Source organism: Agromyces archimandritae, from assembly GCF_018024495.1.
Lineage (GTDB): Bacteria > Actinomycetota > Actinomycetes > Actinomycetales > Microbacteriaceae > Agromyces > Agromyces archimandritae.
In genome coordinates this window covers 1,076,797-1,101,376 of sequence record NZ_CP071696.1, presented here as the reverse complement: position 1 = coordinate 1,101,376, position 24,580 = coordinate 1,076,797, and the positions used below count along the sequence as shown (strand labels likewise).

Annotated in this window: 19 protein-coding genes; 17 read left to right on the top strand and 2 right to left on the bottom strand. The window is 70.7% G+C overall.

What is annotated here, in order from left to right:
- Positions 1-136 precede the first annotated feature (136 nt).
- The gene (ppa, locus tag G127AT_RS05000; protein ID WP_210900682.1) at positions 137-622 is read right to left on the bottom strand and encodes an inorganic diphosphatase; all 486 of its coding nucleotides are present in this window, start codon (positions 620-622) and stop codon (positions 137-139) included.
- 68 nt (positions 623-690) lie between these two features.
- Here ppa and tilS point away from each other — a divergent pair, with 68 nt between their 5' ends.
- The 14 genes from tilS to G127AT_RS04930 all read left to right on the top strand — a co-directional run bounded on the left by tilS (position 691) and on the right by G127AT_RS04930 (position 13,077).
- The gene (gene tilS / locus G127AT_RS04995; protein WP_210900678.1) at positions 691-1,755 is read left to right on the top strand and encodes a tRNA lysidine(34) synthetase TilS; all 1,065 of its coding nucleotides are present in this window, start codon (positions 691-693) and stop codon (positions 1,753-1,755) included.
- Between the two features lie 78 nt (positions 1,756-1,833).
- On the top strand, positions 1,834-2,385 hold the full coding sequence (gene hpt / locus G127AT_RS04990) for a hypoxanthine phosphoribosyltransferase (protein WP_210900674.1): 552 nt from the start codon (positions 1,834-1,836) through the stop codon (positions 2,383-2,385).
- 109 nt (positions 2,386-2,494) lie between these two features.
- A complete protein-coding gene (ftsH, locus tag G127AT_RS04985) occupies positions 2,495-4,501 on the top strand; it encodes an ATP-dependent zinc metalloprotease FtsH (RefSeq protein WP_210900669.1) in 2,007 nt (668 codons plus the stop codon).
- Between the two features lie 43 nt (positions 4,502-4,544).
- Complete coding sequence (folE, locus tag G127AT_RS04980; protein ID WP_210900666.1) at positions 4,545-5,138, top strand: GTP cyclohydrolase I; 594 nt, start codon at positions 4,545-4,547, stop codon at positions 5,136-5,138.
- Entirely contained in the window at positions 5,131-5,961 is an 831-nt protein-coding gene (gene folP / locus G127AT_RS04975) for a dihydropteroate synthase (protein ID WP_210900663.1), read from the top strand. The genes folE and folP overlap by 8 nt, the downstream gene beginning before the upstream one ends.
- Positions 5,954-6,316 carry a dihydroneopterin aldolase gene (gene folB, locus G127AT_RS04970; protein ID WP_210900660.1) on the top strand — a complete coding sequence of 121 codons (363 nt, stop codon included), beginning with the start codon at positions 5,954-5,956 and terminating at the stop codon, positions 6,314-6,316. The genes folP and folB overlap by 8 nt, the downstream gene beginning before the upstream one ends.
- The gene (folK, locus tag G127AT_RS04965; protein ID WP_210900657.1) at positions 6,313-6,858 is read left to right on the top strand and encodes a 2-amino-4-hydroxy-6-hydroxymethyldihydropteridine diphosphokinase; all 546 of its coding nucleotides are present in this window, start codon (positions 6,313-6,315) and stop codon (positions 6,856-6,858) included. Before folB ends, folK begins: the two co-directional genes overlap by 4 nt.
- Positions 6,855-7,322: a DUF3180 domain-containing protein gene (locus tag G127AT_RS04960; RefSeq protein WP_210900654.1), complete on the top strand. Its 468-nt coding sequence runs from the start codon at positions 6,855-6,857 to the stop codon at positions 7,320-7,322. The genes folK and G127AT_RS04960 overlap by 4 nt, the downstream gene beginning before the upstream one ends.
- Positions 7,315-7,887: a PH domain-containing protein gene (locus G127AT_RS04955; protein WP_210900651.1), complete on the top strand. Its 573-nt coding sequence runs from the start codon at positions 7,315-7,317 to the stop codon at positions 7,885-7,887. The genes G127AT_RS04960 and G127AT_RS04955 overlap by 8 nt, the downstream gene beginning before the upstream one ends.
- Positions 7,884-9,653, top strand: a complete 1,770-nt coding sequence (locus G127AT_RS04950) for a PH domain-containing protein (protein ID WP_210900648.1) — start codon at positions 7,884-7,886, stop codon at positions 9,651-9,653. The genes G127AT_RS04955 and G127AT_RS04950 overlap by 4 nt, the downstream gene beginning before the upstream one ends.
- On the top strand, positions 9,640-10,380 hold the full coding sequence (locus G127AT_RS04945) for a Rossmann-like and DUF2520 domain-containing protein (protein ID WP_210900646.1): 741 nt from the start codon (positions 9,640-9,642) through the stop codon (positions 10,378-10,380). The genes G127AT_RS04950 and G127AT_RS04945 overlap by 14 nt, the downstream gene beginning before the upstream one ends.
- On the top strand, positions 10,380-11,249 hold the full coding sequence (panC, locus tag G127AT_RS04940; RefSeq protein WP_210900643.1) for a pantoate--beta-alanine ligase: 870 nt from the start codon (positions 10,380-10,382) through the stop codon (positions 11,247-11,249). The genes G127AT_RS04945 and panC overlap by 1 nt, the downstream gene beginning before the upstream one ends.
- Positions 11,250-11,351: 102 nt before the next feature.
- Positions 11,352-12,893, top strand: coding sequence for a lysine--tRNA ligase (gene lysS / locus G127AT_RS04935; protein ID WP_210900640.1), 1,542 nt, complete (start codon positions 11,352-11,354; stop codon positions 12,891-12,893).
- A 28-nt stretch (positions 12,894-12,921) separates the two neighbouring features.
- On the top strand, positions 12,922-13,077 hold the full coding sequence (locus G127AT_RS04930; protein ID WP_210900637.1) for a hypothetical protein: 156 nt from the start codon (positions 12,922-12,924) through the stop codon (positions 13,075-13,077).
- Positions 13,078-13,205: 128 nt separating this feature from the next.
- On the opposite strand, the gene G127AT_RS04925 is transcribed toward G127AT_RS04930, so the two are convergent.
- Positions 13,206-14,060 carry an endonuclease domain-containing protein gene (locus tag G127AT_RS04925; protein WP_210900634.1) on the bottom strand — a complete coding sequence of 285 codons (855 nt, stop codon included), beginning with the start codon at positions 14,058-14,060 and terminating at the stop codon, positions 13,206-13,208.
- A gap of 362 nt (positions 14,061-14,422) precedes the next feature.
- Here G127AT_RS04925 and G127AT_RS04920 point away from each other — a divergent pair, with 362 nt between their 5' ends.
- The 3 genes from G127AT_RS04920 to G127AT_RS04910 all read left to right on the top strand — a co-directional run bounded on the left by G127AT_RS04920 (position 14,423) and on the right by G127AT_RS04910 (position 24,579).
- On the top strand, positions 14,423-14,593 hold the full coding sequence (locus G127AT_RS04920) for a hypothetical protein (protein WP_210900631.1): 171 nt from the start codon (positions 14,423-14,425) through the stop codon (positions 14,591-14,593).
- Position 14,594: 1 nt separating this feature from the next.
- Positions 14,595-16,070, top strand: a complete 1,476-nt coding sequence (gene cls, locus G127AT_RS04915) for a cardiolipin synthase (protein ID WP_210900628.1) — start codon at positions 14,595-14,597, stop codon at positions 16,068-16,070.
- A 115-nt stretch (positions 16,071-16,185) separates the two neighbouring features.
- On the top strand, positions 16,186-24,579 hold the full coding sequence (locus tag G127AT_RS04910; protein ID WP_210900625.1) for a prealbumin-like fold domain-containing protein: 8,394 nt from the start codon (positions 16,186-16,188) through the stop codon (positions 24,577-24,579).
- The last annotated feature ends 1 nt before the right edge of the window (position 24,580 follow it).

The window sequence follows — 24,580 nt, the reverse complement described above, 5'->3', positions numbered from 1 at the left end:
TCCACGAGGCGGGCACCGGGTCTCGATACGGCGCCGGCGCGCCTACTCGACCGGCGGGTGGGACGTGGGTCTCGATACGGCGCCGGCGCGCCTACTCGACCGGCGGTGAGACGTGTGCCTCCTCGACCGCCGGGGGTCAGTGACCGGGGAAGGCCTCGATCGCCTTCTGGATGAGCGCCTCGGCCTCGGCCGCGTTCGCCCAGCCTTCGGTCTTGACCCACTTGCCGGGCTCGAGGTCCTTGTAGTGCTCGAAGAAGTGCTCGATCTCCTTGCGCGTGTACTCGGGGATGTCCTCGACGTCCTGGATGTGGTTCCAGCGCGGGTCGCCGGCCGGCACCGCGATGACCTTCGCGTCGCCGCCGCCGTCGTCGGTCATGTGGAAGACGCCGACCGGGCGCACCTTCACGCCCACGCCGGGGAACAGCGGGTACTCGAGCAGCACGAGCACGTCCAGCGGGTCGCCGTCGTCGCCGAGCGTATTCTCGAAGAAGCCGTAGTCGGTGGGGTAGACGAAACCGGTGTAGAGCACGCGGTCCAGGAACACCCGGCCGCTCTCGTGGTCGACCTCGTACTTGTTGCGGCTCCCCTTGGGGATCTCGATGACGGCGGCGTACTCGCCCATGGTGTCTCCTCGATGCGTGATGGGTCCGTCGGCTGCTTCGCGCGCGCACGGCGCAATAAGGTTACTTGATGCCTTCGCACGCGCCTCAGTCGGATCGGCCGGCCGGCCGGCCGCGCCTCACGCCGCCCGTCGCCGATGTGCGCCGCGCCGTCCGCGACGCCTTCGCCCGTGAGCGGATGCCGGAGGGCTCCCTCGTGCTCGTCGCCCTCTCGGGCGGGGCCGATTCCCTGGCCCTCGCGGCGGCGACCGCATTCGAGGCGCCGCGTGCCGGTCTCACCGCGGGCGCCGTCGTCGTCGACCACGGGCTGCAGGCCGGCTCGGCCGAGGTCGCCGAACGCGCCGCGGCCGCCGCGCGCGGTCTCGGCCTGGGCCCGGTCGAGGTCCGCCGGGTGCGGGTGGATGCCGCGGGCGGCCCCGAAGCGGCGGCGCGCACGGCCCGCTACGACGCCCTCGCGGCCGCGGCCCGCGAACACGGGGCGGCCGCGGTGCTCCTCGGGCACACCCTCGACGATCAGGCCGAGACCGTGCTGCTCGGTCTCGCGCGCGGGGCGGGGGCGGCGAGCCTGCAGGGGATGCCGGTGCGCGCCGAACGCGGCGGCGCCGTGCTGCTCCGGCCGCTCCTCGGCATCCACCGCGCCGACACCCGGCAGGCCTGCCTCGACGCCGGACTCGAACCCTGGGACGACCCGCACAACACCGACCCCGCGTACGCGCGCGTGCGCGTGCGAGAACGGGTGCTGCCCGTGCTCGAGGCCGAACTCGGGCCCGGCATCGCCGACGCCCTCGCCCGCACCGCCGAACAGCTGCGGGAGGACGAGGCGGCCCTCGCCCACCAGATCGAGGAGTTCATCGAGGAGATCGTCGAACCGGCCGAGGCCGGCATCGCCGTCTCGGTCGCGGCCCTCGACGCGAGCCCGGCGGCGATCCGGCAGCGGATCGTGCGCCTCGTCGCCGCGAGCGAGTTCGGCCTGCACCTGAGCCGGGCGCAGACCCTCGACGTCGCCCGGCTCGTCACCGACTGGCACGGGCAGGGGCCCATCGAACTGCCGCAGGGCGTGCGCGTCACCCGCGCCCGCGGGCACCTCGTGTTCAGCACCACCGGTTCGACCGAGATCCTGCCGCACGACCACTGAGCGGACGGGGTCGCGAACCGCCCGCGATAAACTCGACGGGTCGGCCGAACGGGCGAGTCGACGCGAGAAGGGGAGCGCATGCACGCCACCGAGATCGAGGCGGACCTCACCGAGGTGCTCGTCACCGAGCAGCAGATCCACGGCAAGCTCGCCGAGCTCGCCCGTCGTATCGAGGAGGACTACGCCGGCCGCGATCTCCTCCTCGTCGGCGTCCTGAAGGGCGCCGTGATGGTCATGGCCGACCTCGCGCGCGAGCTCGGCTCGCACATCGCGATGGACTGGATGGCGGTCTCCTCCTACGGCGCCGGCACGACCTCAAGCGGCGTGGTGCGCATCCTGAAGGATCTCGACACCGACCTCGCCGGCCGCGACGTGCTGATCGTCGAGGACATCATCGACTCCGGCCTCACGCTCAGCTGGCTGCAGGCGAACCTCCGCTCCCGCGGCGCCGCGAGCGTCGAGATCTGCGCCCTGCTCCGCAAGCCCGACGCCGCGAAGGTCGACGTCGACGTCAAGTACCTCGGCTTCGACATCCCGAACCGTTTCGTCGTCGGGTACGGGCTCGATTATGCGGAGCGGTATCGCAACCTGCGCGACGTCGCGATCCTCGCGCCGCACGTGTATTCCTGACGGCGAGTGGATGCCGGGGCGCCCCCAGCGGCCCTGCCCGCGACTCCGCGCCCGCTGACAGCGAACATGCAGACCCCCTTAAGCAGCGCCACGGTAGCCTGTGACCACCATGAACATGAAGAAGATCCTGCGCGGGCCGGTCATCTACATCCTGCTCGCGGTCGTGGCCGTGTGGATCGGATCCAGCCTCATCACCGCCTCCGGGTTCCGTGAGGTCACGACACAGCAGGGGCTCGAGTTCCTGAAGGACGGCAAGGTCGAGGCCGCCAAGATCGTCGACGGCGAGAACCGCGTCGATCTGACCCTGACGAAGGCCGACGAGGAGTTCGGCGAGCAGGTCCAGTTCTATTACGTGACGCCGCGCGGCGACGACGTCATCGCCGCCGTCGACGAGGCGGCGCCGAAGGAGGGCTTCGACGACGAGGTCCCGCAGCCGAACTGGTTCACCTCGATGCTCGGCATCCTGCTGCCGCTGCTGCTCATCGGCGTCTTCTTCTGGATCATGCTCTCGAGCATGCAGGGCGGCGGCAACAAGGTCATGCAGTTCGGCAAGTCGAAGGCGAAGCTCGTCTCGAAGGAGACGCCGAAGGTCACCTTCGACGACGTCGCCGGCGCCGACGAGGCGCTCGAGGAGCTGAACGAGATCAAGGAGTTCCTGCAGGAGCCGGCCAAGTTCCAGGCCGTCGGGGCCCGGATTCCGAAGGGCGTGCTGCTGTACGGCCCTCCCGGCACCGGCAAGACGCTGCTCGCACGCGCCGTCGCGGGCGAGGCGGGCGTGCCCTTCTACTCCATCTCGGGTTCGGACTTCGTCGAGATGTTCGTGGGTGTGGGTGCGAGCCGTGTGCGCGACCTCTTCGAGCAGGCCAAGCAGAACGCGCCGGCGATCATCTTCGTCGACGAGATCGACGCCGTCGGCCGGCACCGCGGCGCGGGACTCGGCGGCGGCCACGATGAGCGCGAGCAGACGCTGAACCAGCTGCTCGTGGAGATGGACGGCTTCGACCCGAAGACGAACGTCATCCTGATCGCGGCCACGAACCGCCCCGACATCCTCGACCCGGCGCTGCTGCGCCCGGGCCGCTTCGACCGTCAGATCGGCGTCGACGCTCCCGACCTGAAGGGCCGGCAGAAGATCCTCGAGGTGCACTCGAAGGGCAAGCCGCTCGCGCAGGGCGTCGACCTCGAGGTGCTCGCCCGCAAGACGCCCGGCTTCACGGGCGCCGACCTCGCGAACGTGCTGAACGAGGCCGCGCTGCTCACAGCGCGCTCGAACGCGCAGCTCATCGACAACCGCGCCCTCGACGAGGCCGTCGACCGGGTGATCGCCGGTCCGCAGCGCCGAAGCCGCGTGATGAAGGACAAGGAGAAGCTCATCACCGCCTACCACGAGGGCGGCCACGCCCTCGCCGCGGCGGCGATGAACTACACCGACCCGGTGACGAAGATCACGATCCTTCCGCGCGGCCGGGCCCTCGGCTACACGATGGTCATGCCGCTCGAGGACAAGTACTCGGTCACCCGCAACGAGCTGCTCGACCAGCTCACCTATGCGATGGGCGGCCGTGTCGCCGAGGAGATCGTCTTCCACGACCCGTCCACGGGTGCGGCCAACGACATCGAGAAGGCCACGGGCACGGCCCGCAAGATGGTCACCGAGTACGGCATGAGCGCGAACGTCGGCGCCGTCAAGCTCGGCCAGTCGCAGGGCGAGGTCTTCCTCGGCCGCGACATGGGCCACCAGCGCGACTACTCGGAGGAGATCGCCGAGCGCGTCGACACCGAGGTGCGCGGCCTCATCGAGCAGGCCCACGACGAGGCCTGGCAGGTGCTGAACGACAACCGCGACATCCTCGATCACCTCGCCGCCGAGCTCCTCGAGCACGAGACCCTCGACCACAAGCAGATCGCCGAGATCTTCACGGACGTCAAGAAGCTGCCCGAGCGGCCGCTGTGGCTCTCGAGCGACAAGCGTCCGGTCTCCGACATCCCGCCGATCACCTTCCCGAAGGAGAAGATGCCGATCGACGAGGGCATGGTCGACGGCGGCATCGACTCGAAGCAGCTCCCGATCGACGGCAAGACGCCGCGTTCGAACCCGAGGCCCGCGACGGCGTGAGCCGTGGGAGGATGATCACCCGCCGACCCGAGGAGCTGTGACGATGGCCGAGATCGACCGGGAGCGCATCGCCGGCGCCGTCCGCGAGATCCTCCTCGCGATCGGCGAGGATCCGGCCAGGCCCGGCATCGCCCGCACTCCCGAACGCGTCGCGGACGCCTATGCCGAGTTCTTCAGCGGGCAGGGCGTCGACCCGGTGGCGCTGCTGGCCGACGCCGTGCCGATCGGGTCGACGGATGCCGGCATCCCGGCGACCTCCGATGCGGTGCTGCTGCGCGACATCGCCTTCCGCTCGATCTGCGAGCATCATCTGCTGCCGTTCGTCGGCACCGCCCATGTCGCCTACCTGCCGAACGAGCGCGTCGTCGGCCTCGGCCGGGTGCCGGCGGTCGTCGAAGCCCTCTCGAATCGCCCGCAACTGCAGGAGCGGCTGACGGAGGAGATCGCCGACGCCCTCGTCGCCGGCCTCGACCCGAAGGGCGTGCTCGTCGTCCTCGACGCCCGGCACCGCTGCGTGACGACGCGCGGCAGCCGGCAGGAGCGCAGTTCGACGGTGACGATCGCCAGCCGCGGCGTGCTCGCCGAGCCGGCCGAGCGCGCCGAGATCATGGCCCTGATCGGGGGTGCCGATGCCTGAGGTGCAGCCCGGGGCGGTGCGGCCGCTCGTGATGGGCGTCGTGAACGTGACGCCCGACTCCTTCAGCGACGGCGGCCGCTGGTTCGACGAGGAGCGGGCCGTCGCGCACGGGCTCGAGCTCGTCGCCGCCGGCGCCGACATCCTCGACGTCGGCGGCGAATCGACCCGGCCCGGTGCCCCGAGGGTGGATGCCGCCGAGGAGCTCCGCCGGGTCGTGCCCGTCATCCGTGCCTTCGCCGAACGCGGGCTTCGGGTGAGCGTCGACACGATGCGTGCGGCGACCGCCGAGGCGGCCGTCGCGGCCGGCGCCGACATCATCAACGACGTTTCGGCGGGGCTCGCCGACGAGGCGATGGGCGGCATCGCGGCCGAGACGGGCGCCTGGTACGTCGCCATGCACTGGCGGGGCCATTCCGACCGCATGGACGAGCTCTCCGACTACGGCGACGTCGCCGTCGAGGTGCGCGACGAGCTCGCGGTGCGGGTGGATGCGCTGCTGGCCGCCGGGGTGGATGCCGGCCGCCTCATCCTCGACCCCGGTCTCGGCTTCTCGAAGCGGGGGGCGCAGAACTGGGAGCTGCTCGGCCGCCTCGACGTGCTCGCCGGGCTCGGCTACCCGATCCTCGTCGGGGCGTCGCGCAAGCGGTTCCTCGCGGGTGTGCTGCCCGAGGGTGCACCGGTGCTGGAGCGCGACCTGCCGACGGCGGTCGTGAGCGTGCTGTCGGCGCAGGCCGGAGCATGGGGGGTGCGCGTGCACGACGTGGGCGGCACCCGTGCTGCGCTGGACGTGCTGGGCGCCTGGGAGGGCGGTCGTCGTGGCTGACCTGCTGACCCTCACCGGCCTCAGGGTGCAGGCCCATCACGGCGTGTTCGACTTCGAGCGCGAGCAGGGGCAGCCGTTCGTGATCGACGTGCGCTGCGCGCTCGACCTCGCCCCGGCCGCCGCCGGGGACGAGCTGGCCGCGACCGTGCACTACGGGCAGCTCGCCCAGCAGATCCACGACGCCGTCGCCGCCGACCCCGTCGACTTGATCGAGACCGTCGCCGAGCGGGTCGCGGCCGTCGTGCTCGCCCACGACCCGGTCACCGAGGTCGAGGTCACGGTGCACAAGCCCGAGGCGCCCATCCCGGTCGCCTTCGACGACGTGTCGGTCACGATCGTGCGGAGGCGGGCGTGACCGCGGCGGAGCAGGCCGGCCCGGGCCGCGGCGAGTCGCGGGCGGTCATCGCCTTCGGCGCGAACCTCGGCGAGCGGCGCGCCACCCTCGAGGCGGCGATCGACGAACTCGGCGGCACCGCCGGCATCCGCCTGCTGGCCGTCTCGCCGTCCTACGAGACGGTGGCGATCACCGATGCGGGTGCGGATGCCGCCGCGCCCCGCTACCTGAACGGCGTCGTGCTCGTCGCGACGACCCTCGAACCCCTCGAACTGCTCGACGTGCTGCAGACCCTCGAGCACGCGCACGGGCGCGTGCGCACCGAGCACTGGGGGCCGCGCACCCTCGACCTCGACCTCATCGACGTCGACGGCATGATCCTCGCAGGCGAGCGGCTGACGCTCCCGCATCCGCGCGCCGCCGAGCGCGCCTTCGTCCTGCAGCCGTGGCTCGACGTCGAACCCGACGCCGAGCTGCCGGGGTTCGGCCCGATCGCAGCGCTCCGCCGGGCGGCGAAGGACGAGATGACGCCGGTGGGCGACGAGATCGGGGTGCGGCCGTGAAGCGCACGCATCCGAGCACCGTCATCGCCTTCATCGGCGGCGGCGTGGTGCTCGGCTACCTCATGGACCTCGCGATCGTCGCCGCGGGCCGGCACGCGCTCGTGCCGCCGATCTCGCTGCCGATCACGCTCCTCATCATCGGCGCGGTCGTCGCCGCGCTGGCCTGGCCGATCCGCCGGGCCGTCACGGGTGCGTCGAAGCGGCGGATCGAACCGTTCCGGGCGATGCGGATCGCCGTGCTCGCGAAGGCGTGCAGCGTGAGCGGTGCGCTCGTGCTCGGCATGGGGCTCGGTATCCTGGTGTTCCTGCTGACCCGCACGGTCGTCAGCACGGGGGACGTGTGGCTCGCCGTCGGCACCGCCGCAGGCGCCGCGGCGCTCACGGCGGGCGGACTCCTCGCCGAGTGGTTCTGCACGCTTCCGCCGCCCGAGGATCCCGACCAGGAAGAGCACGCCCATGCCTGACCCCGCCCCCCACGACGACGTGCCGGGCTCCGAGGTCCCCGCCGGCGCGCAGCCCGACGGGGAGCCCCTGCACGAGGCGGAGCCGCCGGCATCCGCACCCGTCGATGCCGACTGGCGCCGGGTCTCGCCGAAGTTCGTCGTGGTCGAGGTCATCGGCTCGCTCATCACGCTCGCGGTCGTGATCGCCGGCGCGCTCCTCGCCTACTTCCTGCTCGGCTTGCACTGGGTGCTGTGGCCGGGCATCGCCGTCGTCGCCCTCATCGTCCTCGCGATCGCCTTCGAACCGCGGCGGGTGCGCTCGATCGGCTATCGTCTGCGCGAAGACGATCTGCTCTTCCGGCGCGGCATCATGTTCCAGCGCCAGGTCGCCGTGCCCTACGGCCGCATGCAGCTCGTCGACATCAACCGGGGGCCCGTCGCCCGTGCCCTGGGCCTTGCCGAACTGAAGTTCGTCACGGCCGCCGCGGCGACCGGGGTCACCCTGCCCGGGCTTCCGCAGGAGGAGGCGGAGCGGCTGCGCGACGAACTCGTCGCGCTCGCCGAGTCGCGCCGGGCGGGGCTGTGACCGCGCCCGAACCGGGCGCACCGGGCGCACCGGGCGCTTCCGCGGGCCTCGCGGACGGCGAATGGCACCGCCTGCACCCGGCGAGCCCGTTCCTGCGCGGCGGGCTCGTGTTCCTCGCGATCGCCGGCTTCGTCATCGCGAACCTGCGCGAACGGCTCGTGGAGTTCTTCTTCGGCGTCTTCGGCGCCCCGTCGCCGTGGGGCGACGAGGTGAGCGAATGGGAAGAGGAGCAGTGGGCCGAGGACCCCGTCGGCGCCGTCGTGTCGCAGGGCTTCGTCGGCTGGGCGCTGCTGGCCGTCCTCGTCGTGGTGATCGCGGTGATCGCCGGCTATGCGCTCGCCTGGCGCATGCACAGCTTCCGCATCACCGGCGACGCCGTCGAGGTGCGCAGCGGCATCGTGTTCCGCTCGCACCGCAGCGCCCGCCTCGACCGGGTGCAGGGCGTGAACGTCACCAGGCCGCTGTTCGCCCGCCTGTTCGGCGCCGCCAAGCTCGAGGTCGCCGTCGCCGGGGAGTCGGCGAATGTGACGCTCGCCTACCTCGGGTCCGCGTCGGCAGACGGGCTGCGGCGCGACATCCTGCGGTTGGCGTCGGGGGCGCGGGCCGCCCGCGGCGGCGCGCGGGGGCGACCCGACGCCGCGGTGGATGCCGCTTCGCCGATGGATGCCGCGTCGGCACCCCTCGCGGGCGCACCCGCGGCGCCCCTCGCGCCCGGCGGGGGCGGCGAGCCGGGGCATCCACTCGGCGGCACGCCCGAGACCGCCGAGGAGCGGCGCCGGCTCGATGCGGCCCGCGGTTTCGTGAACGCCCGCGTCGACGACTTCCTCGCCCCGGAACTCGACCCCGACCTCGCACCCCCGGAATCGGTCGTGCACCTGCCGCTCGGCCGCGTGTTCGCCTCGACGGCGCTCGGCGGCGCCTTCATCTGGCTGCTCGTGATCATCGGCGTCATCGTGTGGGGCATCGTGGCGGGCACCCCGTGGGTGCTGTTCTCCTTCGTGCCGGCCGCGATCGGCGTCGTGAGCTACGCGTGGTCGCGTATCACCCGTTCGCTCAGGTACACGATCGCCGGCACGCCCGACGGCGTCCGCATCGGGCACGGGCTGCTGTCGACGGGCAACCAGACGATCCCGCCCGGCCGCGTGCACGCGGTGCGGGTGTCGCAGTGGCTCCTGTGGCGGCCGTTCGGCTGGTGGATGATCCAGGTGAACCTCGCCGGCATGACGGCGACGAACAACGATCAGGGCTCCCGCTGGACGGTGCTGCCGGTCGGCACCGCGGAGGATGTGCGGCGCGTGCTCGAACTGCTGCTGCCGGGCCAGGAACTCGACGGGCTCGTGGATGCCGGCCTCACCGGACGGGGGAGCGGCGACGGGTACACGGGCGTGCCGAAGCGGGCGAGATGGCTCCGGCCCTTCTCGCGGCGGCGGATCGCGTGGGCGCTCGCCGAGGGCACGGTGCTGTTCCGTACCGGGGCGCTCGTGCGGGCCCTCGTGCTCGTGCCCCTCGCCCGCATGCAGTCGGTCGCCGTCGCTCGCGGGCCGCTGCAACGCGCGCTCCGGCTCGCCGGGGTGCGCGTGCACACCGTCGCGGGGCCGGTGACCCCCGAGCTGCCGGCCGCCGACGAGCTCGAGGCCGCCGCGCTCTTCGAACGCCTCGCCGTCGACGCCGTCGTCTCGGCCGAGATGGAGGACGCACGGGCGGCAGGACCCGAGCTGCCGGTCGGGCGCACCGGAGAAGGAGCGGCGCGCGATGCCGGGATCTGAACAGCGGGCCGGACGCCTCGGCGTCGGAACCATCGGCGCCGGACGGGTCGGCGCCGTGCTCGCCACCGCCCTCGCCGGCGCCGGGCACGCCCTCACGGGCATCTCCGCCGTCTCGGAGGCGAGCCGCGAACGCGCCGAGGCGATGCTGCCGGGCGTCCCCGTGCTGCAGATCCCCGAGATCGTCGAACGCAGCGAACTCGTCCTCCTCGCCGTTCCGGGCGACGAGCTGCCGGGCCTCGTCGAGGGCCTCGCCGACGCCGGCCTCTGGCAGCCCGGCCAGCTCGTGCTGCACACGAACGCCGCACACGGCACCGACGTCCTCGCCCCCGCGATGCGCGCCGGGGCCATCCCGCTCGCCCTGCACCCGGCGATGTCGTTCACGGGCACGAGCATGGATCTCGCCCGCCTCCACGGCAGCTGGTTCGCCGTGACCGCACCGGGCCCGGTGCTGCCGATCGCGCAGGCCCTCGCCGTCGAGATGGGCGGCGAACCCTTCGTCGTCGCCGAGGCGGACCGGCCGGCCTACGCCGAGGCGATCGAGACGGCGGTGTCGTTCTCGACGGCGATCGTCGACCAGTCCGCCGGCATCCTCTCGCGCATCGGCGTCGAAAGCCCCGGCCGCGTGCTCGCGCCCCTCGTGCGCAGCAGCGTCGACCGGGCGCTCGCCCGCCACATCGGCGACGCGATGCCGCCCGACGGCATGCCGGGCGAGGATACGATCGGGTGATGGATGCCGGAGCCGCCCCCGCCGTGCTGACGACCATCGCCGAGACCCGCACGCGCATCGCCGCGTTCCGCCGGGAGCGACCCGGGGCATCCATCGCCCTCGTGCCGACCATGGGGGCCCTGCACGACGGCCACCTCGCCCTCGTCCGCGAAGCGAAGCGCCTGGCCGACCGCGTCGTCGTGTCGATCTTCGTGAACCCGCTCCAGTTCGGCGCCGGCGAAGACCTCGGCCGCTACCCGCGCACCCTCGATGCCGATGTCGCCCTCCTCGCCGCCGAAGGCGTCGACCTCGTCTTCGCACCGAACGCGGCCGAGATGTACCCGGACGGCTCCGCCGGCACCACCGTGCACGCCGGCCCCATCGGCGACCGCTACGAGGGCGCCGCCCGCCCCGGCCACTTCGACGGCGTGCTCACCGTCGTCGAGAAGCTCCTCGGCATCGCGAGCCCCGATATCGCGGTGTTCGGGCAGAAGGACGCCCAGCAGCTCCATCTCGTCGGCCGCATGGTCGCCGACCTCGACCTGCCCGTCGAGATCGTGTCGGTGCCGATCGTGCGCGAGCGCGACGGCCTCGCGCTCTCCAGCCGCAACCGCTACCTCTCGCCCGAGGCCCGGCGCGCGGCGCTCGCGCTCGCCGAATCGCTGCAGGCGGCGACCCGTGCGGCCGGCGGCGGCGTCGACGAACTCCTCGCCGAAGGCATCGCCGCCTTCGGGGACCACGACGACGTCGAACTCGACTACTTCGTCGCCGTCGACCCCGAGACCTTCCTGCCCGTCGACGACGGCTTCCGCGGCCAGGCCCTCGTGCTCGTCGCCGCCCTTGTCGACGGCACCCGCCTCATCGACAACACGACGATGTCGATCGGCTGACGCGCCCGCCACCGGGCGCGCCGATTAGGCTGGGAACACACCATTTCGGTGTGCCGCGGCATCCACACCCGCACACGTACCCCCACCCGCAGAGAGAGAACGATGGCCGAACCGCACGACGCCCAGCACGAGCCGACCGCGGAGGAGATCGCCGCAGCCGAGATCTCCGAGCAGAAGGCCGTGCGACTCGCCAAGCGCGAACGGCTGAACCAGGCGGCCGAGGACCTCGGCGGCGGCGCCTACCCCGTGCGGGTCCCCGTCACCGACACGATCCCCGCGCTCCGCGCCCGCTTCGCCGGCCTCGAAGCCGACCACGCGACCGGCGAGACCGTCGGCGTCGCCGGCCGCGTCGTCCACCTCCGCAACACGGGCAAGCTCTGCTTCGCGGCCCTCCAGTCCGGCGACGGCAGCCGCATCCAGGCGATGGTCTCGCTCGCCGAGGTGGGTGAAGCATCCCTGGCCGAATGGAAGGAACTCGTCGACCTCGGCGACCACGTCTTCGTCGCAGGCGAGGTCATCACGAGCCGCCGCGGCGAGCTGTCGATCATGGTGCGCGAGTGGCGCATCGCGTCGAAGGCCGTGCTGCCGCTGCCGAACCTGCACTCCGAACTCTCCGAGGAGATGCGGGTCCGCAACCGCTACCTCGACCTCATCGCCCGCGAACAGTCCCGCAAGAACGTCCTCGACCGGGCTCGCGTGAATCAGAGCCTGCGATCCACCTTCGACGAGCTCGGCTTCGTCGAGGTCGAGACGCCCATGCTGCAGGTCATGCACGGCGGCGCATCCGCCCGCCCCTTCGTCACGCACTCGAACGCCTTCGACACCGAGCTGTACCTGCGCATCGCGCCCGAGCTGTACCTGAAGCGCGCCGTCGTCGGCGGCATCGACCGCGTGTTCGAGATCAACCGCAACTTCCGCAACGAAGGCGCCGACTCGACCCACTCGCCCGAGTTCGCGATGCTCGAGGCGTACGAGGCCTACGGCGACTACTCGACGATGGCCGGGCTCACCCAGCGACTCGTGCAGGATGCCGCCCTCGCCACCCAGGGCACCCTCGAGGTGACCTGGGCCGACGGCACCCTCTACGACCTCGGCGGCGAATGGGACCGCATCTCGATGTACGGCTCGCTGTCCGCGGCCCTCGGCCTGGGCGCCGGCGAGGAGATCACCGCCGCAACGCCGATCGAGACCCTGAAGGGGCTCGCGGATGCCGCGGGCATCGAGATCGACCACCCGCTGCCCGGCAAGTACGTCGAGGAGCTCTGGGAGCACCACGTCAAGCCCGGCCTCGACCGGCCCACCTTCGTCATGGACTTCCCGCTCGACACCTCGCCGCTCGTGCGCCAGCACCGCTCGCTGCCGGGCGTCGTCGAGAAGTGGGACCTCTACATCCGCGGATTCGAGCTCGCCACGGGCTACTCGGAGCTCGTCGACCCCGTCGTGCAGCGCGAACGCTTCGTCGAGCAGGCCAAGCTCGCCAGCGCCGGCGACCCGGAGGCGATGCGCCTGGACGAGGAGTTCCTGCGGGCGCTCGAGTTCGGCATGCCGCCCTCGGGCGGGATGGGCATGGGCATCGACCGGCTGCTCATGGCCATCACGGGCCGCGGCATCCGCGAGACCATCCTCTTCCCGCTCGTGAAGTGACCCCGACCCCAGCCGAGGAGCGCCGACCGTGAGCATGCCCGACTTCCTGCCGAAGGACGAACTGTCGCCGAAGAAGCCCGACCCGAACCGGCCCTCGAACACGCGCATCGCCATCTGGATCATCGTCGGCGGCATCGGCGTCTACCTCCTCGGCTCGGGCCTGTGGGGGATCCTCGGCGGGTGACGGCTGCCGGGGCGCGCCGCGCGCTGCCGCCGCGCTGCGCCGCTGTGTGCACCGAAAACAGGCCGAACCGGCTGGCTGTCACTGAAAGCAGGCCGAATCGACATCCGGCCGCCCGCCGTGGCCTGCGCTCACGACGCGCGCCGCCGCGCCGGATGATGTCGGAGGAGCTCCAGTACGACGGCGACGCAGCCGTCGAGGTCGAACATCACCTGGTCGTACCCGAAGCGGTGCCAGCGGTAGCCGCGTCGCACGAGCGCCGCATTCCGGAGGCGATCCGCTCTCGCCTGCTCCGGCGAATCGTGGTACTCGGCGCCGTCGGCCTCGACGACGAGCCATCCGTCGATCACGAGGTCGACGCGGCCGACGCCGTCGATGCGCACCTGGACCTCGACACGGAGTCCTTCGCGGAGGAGCGCGAGACGGAGCTTCGTCTCGATCCCCGACTCGGCGCGACCGTCGATCGAGCGCCAGAGCCGGCGGACCCGTCGCGGCAGGGCAGCGACCGCCTCGCGTAGTTCGGCGCGGGTCAGTAGGCGCAGCTGCAGCACGCTGTCGAGGGTTGCAACCGCGTCGTCATCGGCCATGTGCGGCAGGGCCTGCCGGAGCGCGTCCGCGACGGACACCCGCCAGGGCGCGTATGGATCGACGTGCAGGCTGCGGCAGTATATGCGGCGGTCCCCCGGCGCGAGCGGCGGCAGTCGGGATGCCGAGTGCGGCGTGGCGATGGTCGCGGTGCGCGGCCGCTCGGTCACCCATACTCCGAGACTGTGCAGTGCGCTCGCACCGCCGAGTACACCCCGCGCCCGCACGGCGCGGACCGCGGCATCCATCGCGCGATCCGACGCGACCCACGACCGTGCCACCACGCGGAGGTGCCCGGCCGCGACGGCATTGCGAATGGCGCTCGGCGAGTGGCCGAGACCGAGCAGCGTGCGGCGACGGACGAGGCCGCCGTGGAGATCGACGTCGGCGATGAGTTGCATGCGACCATGGTGCGCCGCCGTAGCCCGCGGATGGGCGAGAAGCGGGGATCTGCGGATGAGGGCGAACCGCGGGCGACGTGTGGAGGAGGAATGCGGTGGATGCCGGTGCGGGCGGAGCCTGTACGGAAAGCAGGCCGGACCGACCGGGTGTCACCGAGAGCAGGCCGGATCGACCCTGCTGGCCACCCTGTGGCCTGCTTTCGGTGCGCTCCGGCCGGGCCCGGCGAGGATGCCCGACGGGCGGGCGGATGCCGTCGCGGCGGGCCAGGGCATCCACTCGGCGGCCGGCGCGGTGCGCGCGGATATCCGCACCCCGACCGCTGGGCGTTCTCCGAGCGAAACTCGCGTAGGCTGAGGGGGTTATGGACGACTTCTGGGCGAATGCGATCTGGTCGCTGGCGCCGACGGTGCTCGTCGGCCTCGTGTTCTGGTTCGTGATGCGGGCGCTGCTGCGCGCCGACCGCACCGAGCGCAAGGCGTATGCCCGCATCGAGGCGGAGGAGCGCGCCAAACTCGGTCTCGATCGTCCGTGACATGCGGCTCTCGGGGGAACAGCTCGCACTGATCATCGCTGGCATCGTCCTGCTCGTCGACATGATCGTTCGTGTCATCGCGGTCATCGTCGTGCCCCGGAACCGCCGCCCGACGGCGGGCATGGCGTGGCTGCTGGCGATCTTCTTCCTGCCGGTCGTCGGCGTCCTCACCTTCCTGCTGATCGGCGACCCGAAGCTGCCCAGGCACCGGCGTCGCAAGCAGGCGGAGGTGGATCGGGTGATCCGCGAGTCGACGCACGGCATGGAGCGGGTGAGCGATTCGGATCGCTGGCCGGAGTGGTTCGAGGGGATCGTGCGGATGAACCGCCGGCTCGGGGCGATGCCGCTGATCGGATCGAACGGGGCGAGTCTCATCGCCGACTATCGCGGCTCGCTGGATGCGATGACGGCGGCGATCCGCGGTGCGCGGCGGTATGTGCACGCCGAGTTCTACATCCTGGCGAGCGATGACACCACGGAGGGCTTCTTCCGTGCGCTGGAGGATGCGGTGGCGCGCGGGGTGCGGGTGCGGGTGCTGCTGGATCATGTGGCGTCGATGCGGGTGCGGGCCACCTATCGGCGCACGATCCGCCGCCTGAAGCTGATGGGCGCCGAATGGCATCTGATGCTGCCGGTGCAGCCGTTCCGCGGCAGGTATCAGCGGCCGGACCTCCGCAATCACCGCAAGATCCTCATCGTCGACGGCGAGATCGGCTTCACGGGGTCGCAGAACATCATCGACCGCGGCTACCACAAGCGCATTTCGCGCAAGAAGGGGCTGAAGTGGAAGGAGCTGATGGCCCGGGTCGAGGGGCCGATCGTCAGCGGGCTGGACGCGTTGTTCCTCTCCGACTGGTACCTGGAGACGGACGAGCTCATCGAGCAGGAGGACATCCGCGCGTTCGACCAGCCGGGCAAGGCGCAGGATCTCGATTGCCAGGTCGTGCCGAGCGGGCCGGGGTATTCGACCGAGAACAACCTGAAGCTCTTCCTCGCCCTGCTGTATGCGGCGCGTGAGCGCATCATCATCACGAGCCCGTATTTCGTGCCCGACGAGTCGATGCTGTATGCGATCAGCGGGGCGACGCAGCGGGGGGTGCACGTCGAGCTGTTCGTCTCGGAGCTCGGCGATCAGGCTCTCGTCTACCACGCCCAGCGTTCGTACTACGAGGCGTTGCTTCGGGCGGGGGTGCGGATCTACATGTACCGGGCCCCGTACATCCTGCACGCGAAGCACTTCACGATCGACGACGAGGTCGCCGTCATCGGCTCGAGCAATATGGACATCCGCTCCTTCGAGCTGAACATGGAGGTCTCGCTGCTCGTGCGGGGCTCCTCCTTCGTCCGCTCGATGCGCCGCGTCGAGGACGAATACCGTCGCGACAGCCGTGAGCTGACCCTCGACGAGTGGATGCAGCAGCCGCTGCGCTCGACGGTGCTCGACAATCTGGCGCGCCTCACTTCGGCCCTGCAGTAGGGCGCGCGGGCCGGGCCGGGGAGGCGGGCCGGTCTCGAAACGCCGGGGCGGGCTCCTTCCCCTGGGTCGCGGGTTTCCGATAGCGTGGGCGAACGGCGACTCGGGGGAGGGCGACGTGCACGTCAGAGTGCAGGGGGATCGGGCTGCGGGCGCGCGCGTGCGCAAGGCCGTCATCGGGACGCTCGGTGCGCTCGCGATCCTGGGCACGATCCTCGTTCCGCTCGCACCCCAGTCCCCGGCGCCGAAGGCGGAGGCCGCGACGTTCCCCTCGGGGCTGCAGACCGGGTTCCAGATCGACGGGAACAAGACCGCGAGCGGCAACCTCCCGAACGAGTTCGACTGGGATGATTTCCTCGTCCCGCAACCCACGGCGACGCAGACGCCGACGTTCCGGCCGACCCAGCCGTATCAGACGGCGGGCGGGCTCCAGTCGACGGGCATCTTCGACGGCGCCTTCTACTGGGACGACGGCATCTACGGCAACTGCGACGGCCGGCGGGACCTGACGGCGAACGCGGGCAGCCAGACGGTGGACACGAATCCCTGGGTCGCTGCGCCGGCGAACGTGAACGACAAGGGCAACCTCTGCAGTGCAGGCTATGCCGTCGAGGCGCTCTCGGATGAGACGGGGCTTCGCCATTTCATCCTCTACGGCTACTTCACGCGACGCACCGGCGGCAACTCCGACACGGCGACGTTCACGGTCTTCGACGGCGGCGAACTGACCGCAGACGGTCGGAGCATGCGCTGCGACGACGTGCTGCTCGATATCGACTGGGCGTCGAGTGCGGCGAGCTTCCGCGAGTGGCGCCCGAGCCTGAACGACGGATGCGCGAACCCGGACGGACCCGGCACCTGGGTGCTCTCGGACCGGGACGACGATTTCGCCTTCGCCCTGGGGCGGCGCACCGAGGCCCCACCGGTCGGCAACAACCAGGAGCGGACCTTCGCCGAGTACGCCATCGACCTGACGACCGCCGGCTTCTTCGGCGACGAGGAGTGCAGCAGCTACTCGGTCACCGATCTGCTCAGCCGATCGTCGACGAGCACCTCGTCGAACCTCTCCGATATCTTCAGCAACATCCCGTCGCTCGAGATCTCGAACTGCGGAACCCTCTCGGTGACGAAGGAGACGCCGGCCGGCGACACGGGCGACGAGTTCGAGTACACGATCACGAACGAGAGCTCCCAGGGCGTGCTGCAGCCCGGCGTCGACCCCCCGATCGTCGACACGATCCGTGCCGGCGAGACGAACGTCTACGAGAACGTGCTCTCGAGCAACCTGCTGCACATCGAAGAGACCGGGGTGCCATGGCCGTGGGGGCTCACCGGGGCGAAGTGCGTCTACGTCGACCAGATCGGCGTCGAGCACGAGATCGATGTGACCGATCCGTCGACGCCGTTCATCCTGCTCGGCGAAGGGCGCACCGATTGCACCCTCACGAACGATGCCGCCCTGGTCACGGTCGCGAAGGCGACGGATCCGTCGGGCGCGCAGCATGCGGGCAGCAGGCAGGAGTTCGCGTTCGAGACCGAGTACGTCAACGCCGACGGCGAGCCCGACGTCTTCGAAGACACGCTGATCAACGGCGGCAGTTCCTCCCATGCGGTCGCCGCCGGGTCGCCTGTGACCATATCGGAGACGCCGGTCGACGGGTGGATGGAGCCGACGTACTCGTGCACGGACGGCACCGCCGGCGCGGGCTACAGCGTCCAGGTCACCCCCGTGGCCGGGCAGAACGTCGAGTGCACTTTCGCGAACACGCAGCTCGCCTCGATCACGATCGAGAAACGCGTCCCGACCGTGCATGCGGGCGAGGAGTTCGAGTTCATCCCGAGTTGGAACGGGCCGTTCACCTTGACGCCGAACACGCCGGCCCCGGGCGGCACGGTCGTCTCCGACTCGGAGACCTTCCTCGTCGAACCGGGCACGTACACCGTGGAGGAGGCGGCCCGAGACGGCTGGGTCCTCTCCGACCTGGCGTGCTGGGACGATCCGTACGGCTACGAGGAGGAGTTCGACGTCACCGACCCGAGCATCGAGTTCACGGTGCGGCCCGGTTCGGATATGAACTGTTCCTTCTCGAACGTCGAACTCTCGTCGACGCTCATCGTCGAGAAGACCACGGAGCCGATGGTGCAGTGGGACGAGGACTTCCCGTTCGCCGTCACCGGGCCCGACGAGTTCGACGAGGAGTTCACGCTCAACACGATCGAGGACGACTGGAGCTGGGTCTCCGAGCACATCCCGCCCGGCGAGTATCAGATCACCGAAGACGTCCTGCCGGGCTGGAACGTGGCCGACATCACCTGCGAGCGCGCCGACGGCGAGCCCGTCACCTGGGACTGGGACGGGCAGAGCGGCACCGTCGACGTGACCATCGATGACGATGCCGTCGTCACCTGCCTCTACACGGACCGCGCCGACCTCGCCCGGGTGAACCTCACGAAGACCGTCGACGATGTCGCCGCCGAGTTCGACTGGGCGTTCGACGTCGCCCTGTCACCGGCTCCCGAGACGGACCCGCCCCAGCCCGGGGAGGTGACGCTCGCCGGCGAGGGCCCGGGCACGGCAGCCACCGCTTGGACGGATCTCCTGCCCGGCCAGCAGTACACCATCCGCGAGACCGAGCAGTCCGGCTGGGACATGGGCGCGATCACCTGCACCGACCAGAACGGGGATCCGGTCGGCGACGACGATGCGGACGACCTCGTCGTCACCTTCACCGCCGAGGTCGGGCAGGTGATCGATTGCGGTATGACGAATCTCGGCGAGACCTCCTCGCTCACGCTGCACAAGATCTCCAGCGGTATCGCGCCCGACTACGCGTGGGAGTTCGACATGCAGATCCGGCCGGTTCCCGAAGGCGAAACCGACCCGAAGACGCTGAGCGGCGTCGGCCAGCAGGCGGTCACGGTGAGCTGGGCGAATCTCTTGCCGGGGCAGCTGTACCAGGTCACCGAGATCGGCCTGCCGGACGAGGTCACGCAGCAACTCGGTGCGACATGCCAAGGCGTCGCACCGATCGAGAACGGCTTCGAGTTCACCGCGCCGCTCGCCGCGAACATCTTCTGCGACCTCACCAACTTCACGGAACCCTCGGCCGGGACCATCACGAAGACGGTCGGCACCAGCGACGGCGACGGCTCGTTCGAGTTCGAGTTCCTGAACCTCGACGACCCGGGTGCCGAGGCCGTCGTGATCGGGGTCGATACGCTCGGCGGCACGGCTACGCAGGACCTGCCCGGGCTCGTTCCCGGCGTGCGGTACTCGCTCGTCGAACGCGACCAGGCCGCGTGGATCGAAGGGCCGATCACCTGCATCGTCACCCCGTCGGATCCGGATGCCGAGCCGTACCCCATCAGCCCCGCGGAGATCGTGCTCGATGTCGGCGATTCGGTCGCCTGTTCCGCCGAGAACGAGCTCGCTCCTGCCACGATCACCTTCGCGAAGATAGTCGCCGGGGTCACCGGCGACTACGAGTGGTCGTTCCCCGTCACGCTGACCCCGCCGGAGGGCGTCGAGATCGACGACCCGGAGCAGACGGTCCGTGGAACGGGCAACAGCTCGGCCTCCGTGTCGTGGGCCGACCTCGAGCCGGGTGTGTACACGCTGGAGGAGATCGTCCCCGAGGGCTGGGACGTCGGCGCGATCAGCTGCGGGCGAGTCGGCGGGGCGCCTCGGGCCGTCGTGACGCTCGAGATCGAGGCCGGATCGTCCTACGCATGCACGGCGCACAACACCGCTCAGCCGGCGTCGATCACCGTCCTGAAGAACGTGAGCGGAGTCGGCGAGGACGTAGCGTGGGCCTTCGACCTCTCGATCTCGCCCGTCCCCGCCGAGCAGCCCGGTACCGTGACCCTCAGCGGCACCGGACCCGGTGAGGCCGACAGCGATCACACCTGGGTGCTGCTGACGACCGGCGAAGTCCACACCATCAGCGAAACGATCCCCGACGGGTGGGAAGGCACTGTGACGTGCCGCGACGGGGGGTCCGCGGTCGCGATCATCGTGGAGCCCGGCGAGGACATCGTCTGCGTCGCCGACAACCATCCGCTCCCCGTGACCGGCACGATCACCAAGACCACCGTCGGCCACGGGGACGGCGACACCGACGGCTTCGATTTCATCCTCGACACGGTGCCGCAGGCCGAACCGCCGGATCCGCAGACGATCACCGTCGAAACCACCGGCGGTACCGGGTCGGCGCCGCTCGACGGACTCATGATGCCGGGCGTGACCTATACGCTCTCCGAAGACGTGCCCGACGGCTGGCAGCAGACCGAGCCGCTCGTCTGCGAACGCACCCCGCTCGGCGGCGGCGAACCCGATGAGCTCGACCTCACCGGCTTCACCGTCGAGGCCGGCGACTCGATCGCGTGCACGACGGAGAACACCAAGAACGGCCGCGTGATCCTCTTCAAAGAGGTGCACGGCGTCGGTGAGCCGCGCAGCTTCGACTTCACCAGCACCATCCCGGGCGGGGAGGCATTCACCGTCGAGGACGTCGAGGAGGGCGATCTCGTCCCGACGGAATTCGACGATGTCGCCCCCGGCACGTACAACTTCACCGAGCTACCGGATCTCGATCCGGGCGGAGACCCGGTGACCGTGCTCGCCGACCTCTCGTGCAACGACGTCGCCGGCGATCCGGCGAGCCGCAGCATCGACTTCACGGTGCTGCCGGGGCAGACCGCGCTCTGCTACTTCACCAACGCGGTGCCCGGCACGATCGTCCTCATCAAGCGTTCCGTGCCGGTGCCGGACTTCGACCAGTCGTTCCCGTTCGCGTTCAGCGGCCCCGACGGGCCCATCGAGGACTTCACCCTCAACTCGGACTCGTCGCAGGCGCCGGACTTCGCGCTGCGTTCGTGGACGAACCTCGACCCCGGCACCTACGTCCTCGACGAAGGCGTGACCGAGGGGTGGACGCTGGATGCGCCCGGCACCTTCTGCAACAACCCCGATATCGACTGGGAGCTCGACCCGGCCGAGGCGAGCATCACGATCCCGCTCGGCCTGGGGGAGGTCATCACCTGCTTCTTCTCGAACCGGGCGATCACGCCGACGGTCTCCGTGACGAAGAGCGTCGACGGACTCGCCCCGGGCACGCCGTGGTCGTTCCCGATCGCGATCAGCCCGCCCGCAGGTGTCTCGCCCGGGCCGACGCAGACCGCGACGGACGCGGAACCGACGGTCAACTGGACCGGGCTGACCCCCGGTCGTACGTACACCCTCACCGAGACGGCCGCCGGATACGACTCCGTGTGGGACTGCGGCATCCCCGATCTGAACGGGGACGGGCCCGGATTCCAGTTCGTCGCGACTCCGGGGCTCGAACTCGAATGCTCGCTCGTGAACACGGCCCAGCCGGCAACGCTGACGATGACGAAGACGGTCACCGGGATCGCCGGGGACCTCCCGTGGAGCTTCCGGTTCACGCTCTCCCCCGACGAAACGACGTCGGAGAATCCGCAAGACATCCAGGGTACGGGCCCGACGACGAGCCCGGCGGGCCCGGCGACGTGGGAGGATCTCGTCCCCGGGCAGACCTACATCATCGACGAATCGGGTCAGACGGGCTGGGCGCGGAGCATCATCACCTGCAACGGGGTGCCGGGCACGTCCGTCGGCCAGTTCGTCTTCACCGCCGAACCCGGCCAGACGCTCGCATGCACGACGCAGAACCTCGGTCAGGCGACCGCCGTGCAGGTGCAGAAGCAGACCGTGGGCGTCGACGATTCGGTGCCGTGGCAGGTCCAGATGACGATCTCCCCGGGCGTCAGCGTCGAACCGACCCGCACGCTCCGCAACCCCGGCGTGCGGAGCACGAGCTGGTCGCCGCTGATCCCCGGACAGCGTTACACCATCACCGAGGGCGACATGCCAGGGTGGAGCCTCGAGTCCTTCACCTGCGTCGGCGTCGAAGACCTCGATCCCGGACCGTCGGTGAGTTTCATCGCGCCGATCGGGGTGCAACCGCTGTGCACCGCCGTGAACCGCGCAGACCCGGCTTCGGTCTCGGTGACGAAGAGCGTGAGCGGAGTCGACGACGACTACCCGTGGGAGTTCGAGATCGGATTGTCGCCCGATGCGACACCGGCCGGTTCGCAGACCGTCGGCAACGGGGAAGGGCAGAGCGATACCGCCGAATGGACCGGGCTCATTCCCGGATCGACATATACCTTGACCGAGGAGGATCTGCCCGACGGCTGGTCGAGCGAGGGGTTCACCTGCAACGGGCACGAGGACCTCGAGCCCGAGGCGGACGGCTTCCAGTTCACGGCCGGCATCGGCGAAGCGGTCGAGTGCGGCATCGACAACCTGGCGGATGCCGCGAGCGTGTCGTTCGAGAAGACGGTGAACGGTGTCGCCGACGAGTACGCCTGGGAGATCCCGATCACCCTCGACCCCGAGGCGGGCGGCAGCGGCACGCAGATCGCCGAAGGCGAGGGCAGCACGCAGACGAACGAAACCGAATGGTCGAGTCTCGTGCCCGGCACGGAGTACTCCCTTTCGGAAGAGCTGCCGGACGGCTTCGAGCAGGACTCGTTCACCTGCAGCGGCAGCGTGCAGGGCGAACTCCAGCCCGAAGGCTTCACCCCCGCGCCGGGCGAGGAGATCGCGTGCGCGGCCGTGAACACGGCCCTGCCCGCCAGGGCTGAGATGAGCAAGACGGTCGACGGCGTCGCCTCGGGCTACATCTGGAGCGCGGCGTTCGAGGGGCCCGGGCCGGGCCAGAACGTTCAGGGGATCGGTTCGACGACCGCCGGTCCGGCCACGTGGTCCGGCCTCGTGCCGGGTCAGCGTTACGAGATCACCGAGAATCGCGCCGGCTGGCTGCCGCAGGGCTTCGAGTGCGACGGCATCGACGACTACGAGGTGCTCGAGGACGACGAGGGCGTCTACGGCGTCGCCTTCACCCCGGGCCCTGGTGACGAAATCGTGTGTATGGCGCACAACACGGCCCAGCCCGCGACCGGCAGGCTCACCAAGACCGCCATCGGCGGCGACGGCACCTTCTCGTTCGAGCTGACCGGCACCGATCCGGGCCAGGATCCGCCCGTCGACGACCCGCCGCCCCTCCCTGACGTCGACATCACGTTCGACGTGACCACGAACGACGGCACCGGCACCACCGAACTGCCCCCGCTCATCCCGGGCATGCAGTACCGCCTGGTCGAGCTCGTGCCCGACGGGTGGCAGGTCGATCAGGCTCTCGTGTGCACCGTCTCTCCGCTCGGCGGCCAGCCCAGGGACATCGACCCGGCAGAAGCGTTCAGCGTCTCCCGCGGCGACCGGCTGTCGTGTTCGGTCGCGAACGCGAAGCTTCCCGAGATCACGGTCGTCAAGCTCGTCGAGGGCGCCGATTCGACGTTCGACTACACGACGACGAACCTCGCCGACGAGCAGTTCGGCATCACCACGACCGACGGCAGCGGGTCCGCGACGTTCACCGGCCTCCAGCCGGGTACGTTCACGGTCACCGAGCAGCCGAAGGCCGGGTATGAGAACACCTCGCTCAGCTGCATCGGCGGGCAGACGAGCATCGACGGCGTGACGGCGACGATCATCGCCGGCTACGGCGACGAGGTCGTCTGCACCTACCGCAACACCGAGTGGGGAGCGGTGCTCGTCGACAAACGCACCGATCCGGCCGGTGCCGCGCGCGACTTCGCGTTCGAGTGGTCGCGCGAGGGCGGCGAACCGACCGGCTTCGAGCTTGCGGACGGCGAGGAGTACCTCACCCCGCCGATCGAGCCGGGGCTGGTGACCGTGAGCGAGTCGGCCGCACCGGGCTGGGAGCTCGCCGGGCTCGTCTGCCGCGGTTCCAGCGGCGAGCCCGTGTACGACGGTGCGTCGGCGACGGTGCTCGTCGCGGCCGGCGACCTCGTGCGCTGCAGCTACGAGAACGCCCGCACCGAGCGGCTCGTGGTCGACAAGACGGTCTCGTCCGAGCCCGTCCTGATCGCCGCGAACACGTACCGCATCGGCTACGAGCTCACGGTGCGGAACCCGGGCGGCGACGAGCTCGTCTACGACCTCGAGGATCGGCTCGCGTTCGGCGACGGCATCGAGGTGCTGCGGGCGGTCGCGGTCGGCCCGGACGGCGTGAGCGTCGACCCCGCCTGGAACGGGGTGGATCGCTCGCGCCTCGTGGGCGGCGCGAGCATCCCGGCCGGCGCCGAGCACGTGTACCTCGTCACCGTGGATGCGCGGGTGCCGGCGGGACTGAGCGACGAGGCCCGGCGGTGCGCGAGCGGATCCGGCCCCGCCGCGGCCGGCGGCTTCCTGAACTCGGCCGCGGTCTCGGTCGACGGCATCATCGACGGCACCGCCGAGGCGTGTGCGGACGCCCCTCGCCCCGGCCCGACGCCCGGGCCGACGCCCGGCCCGACGCCGGGTCCGATCCCGCCGACGGGCGTCGATCCGCTTCTGCCCGGCCTGTTCGGCCTCGCCCTGCTCGCCGCGGGCCTGCTGCTCTTCCGCCGCCGCCGTCGCGCGTAGC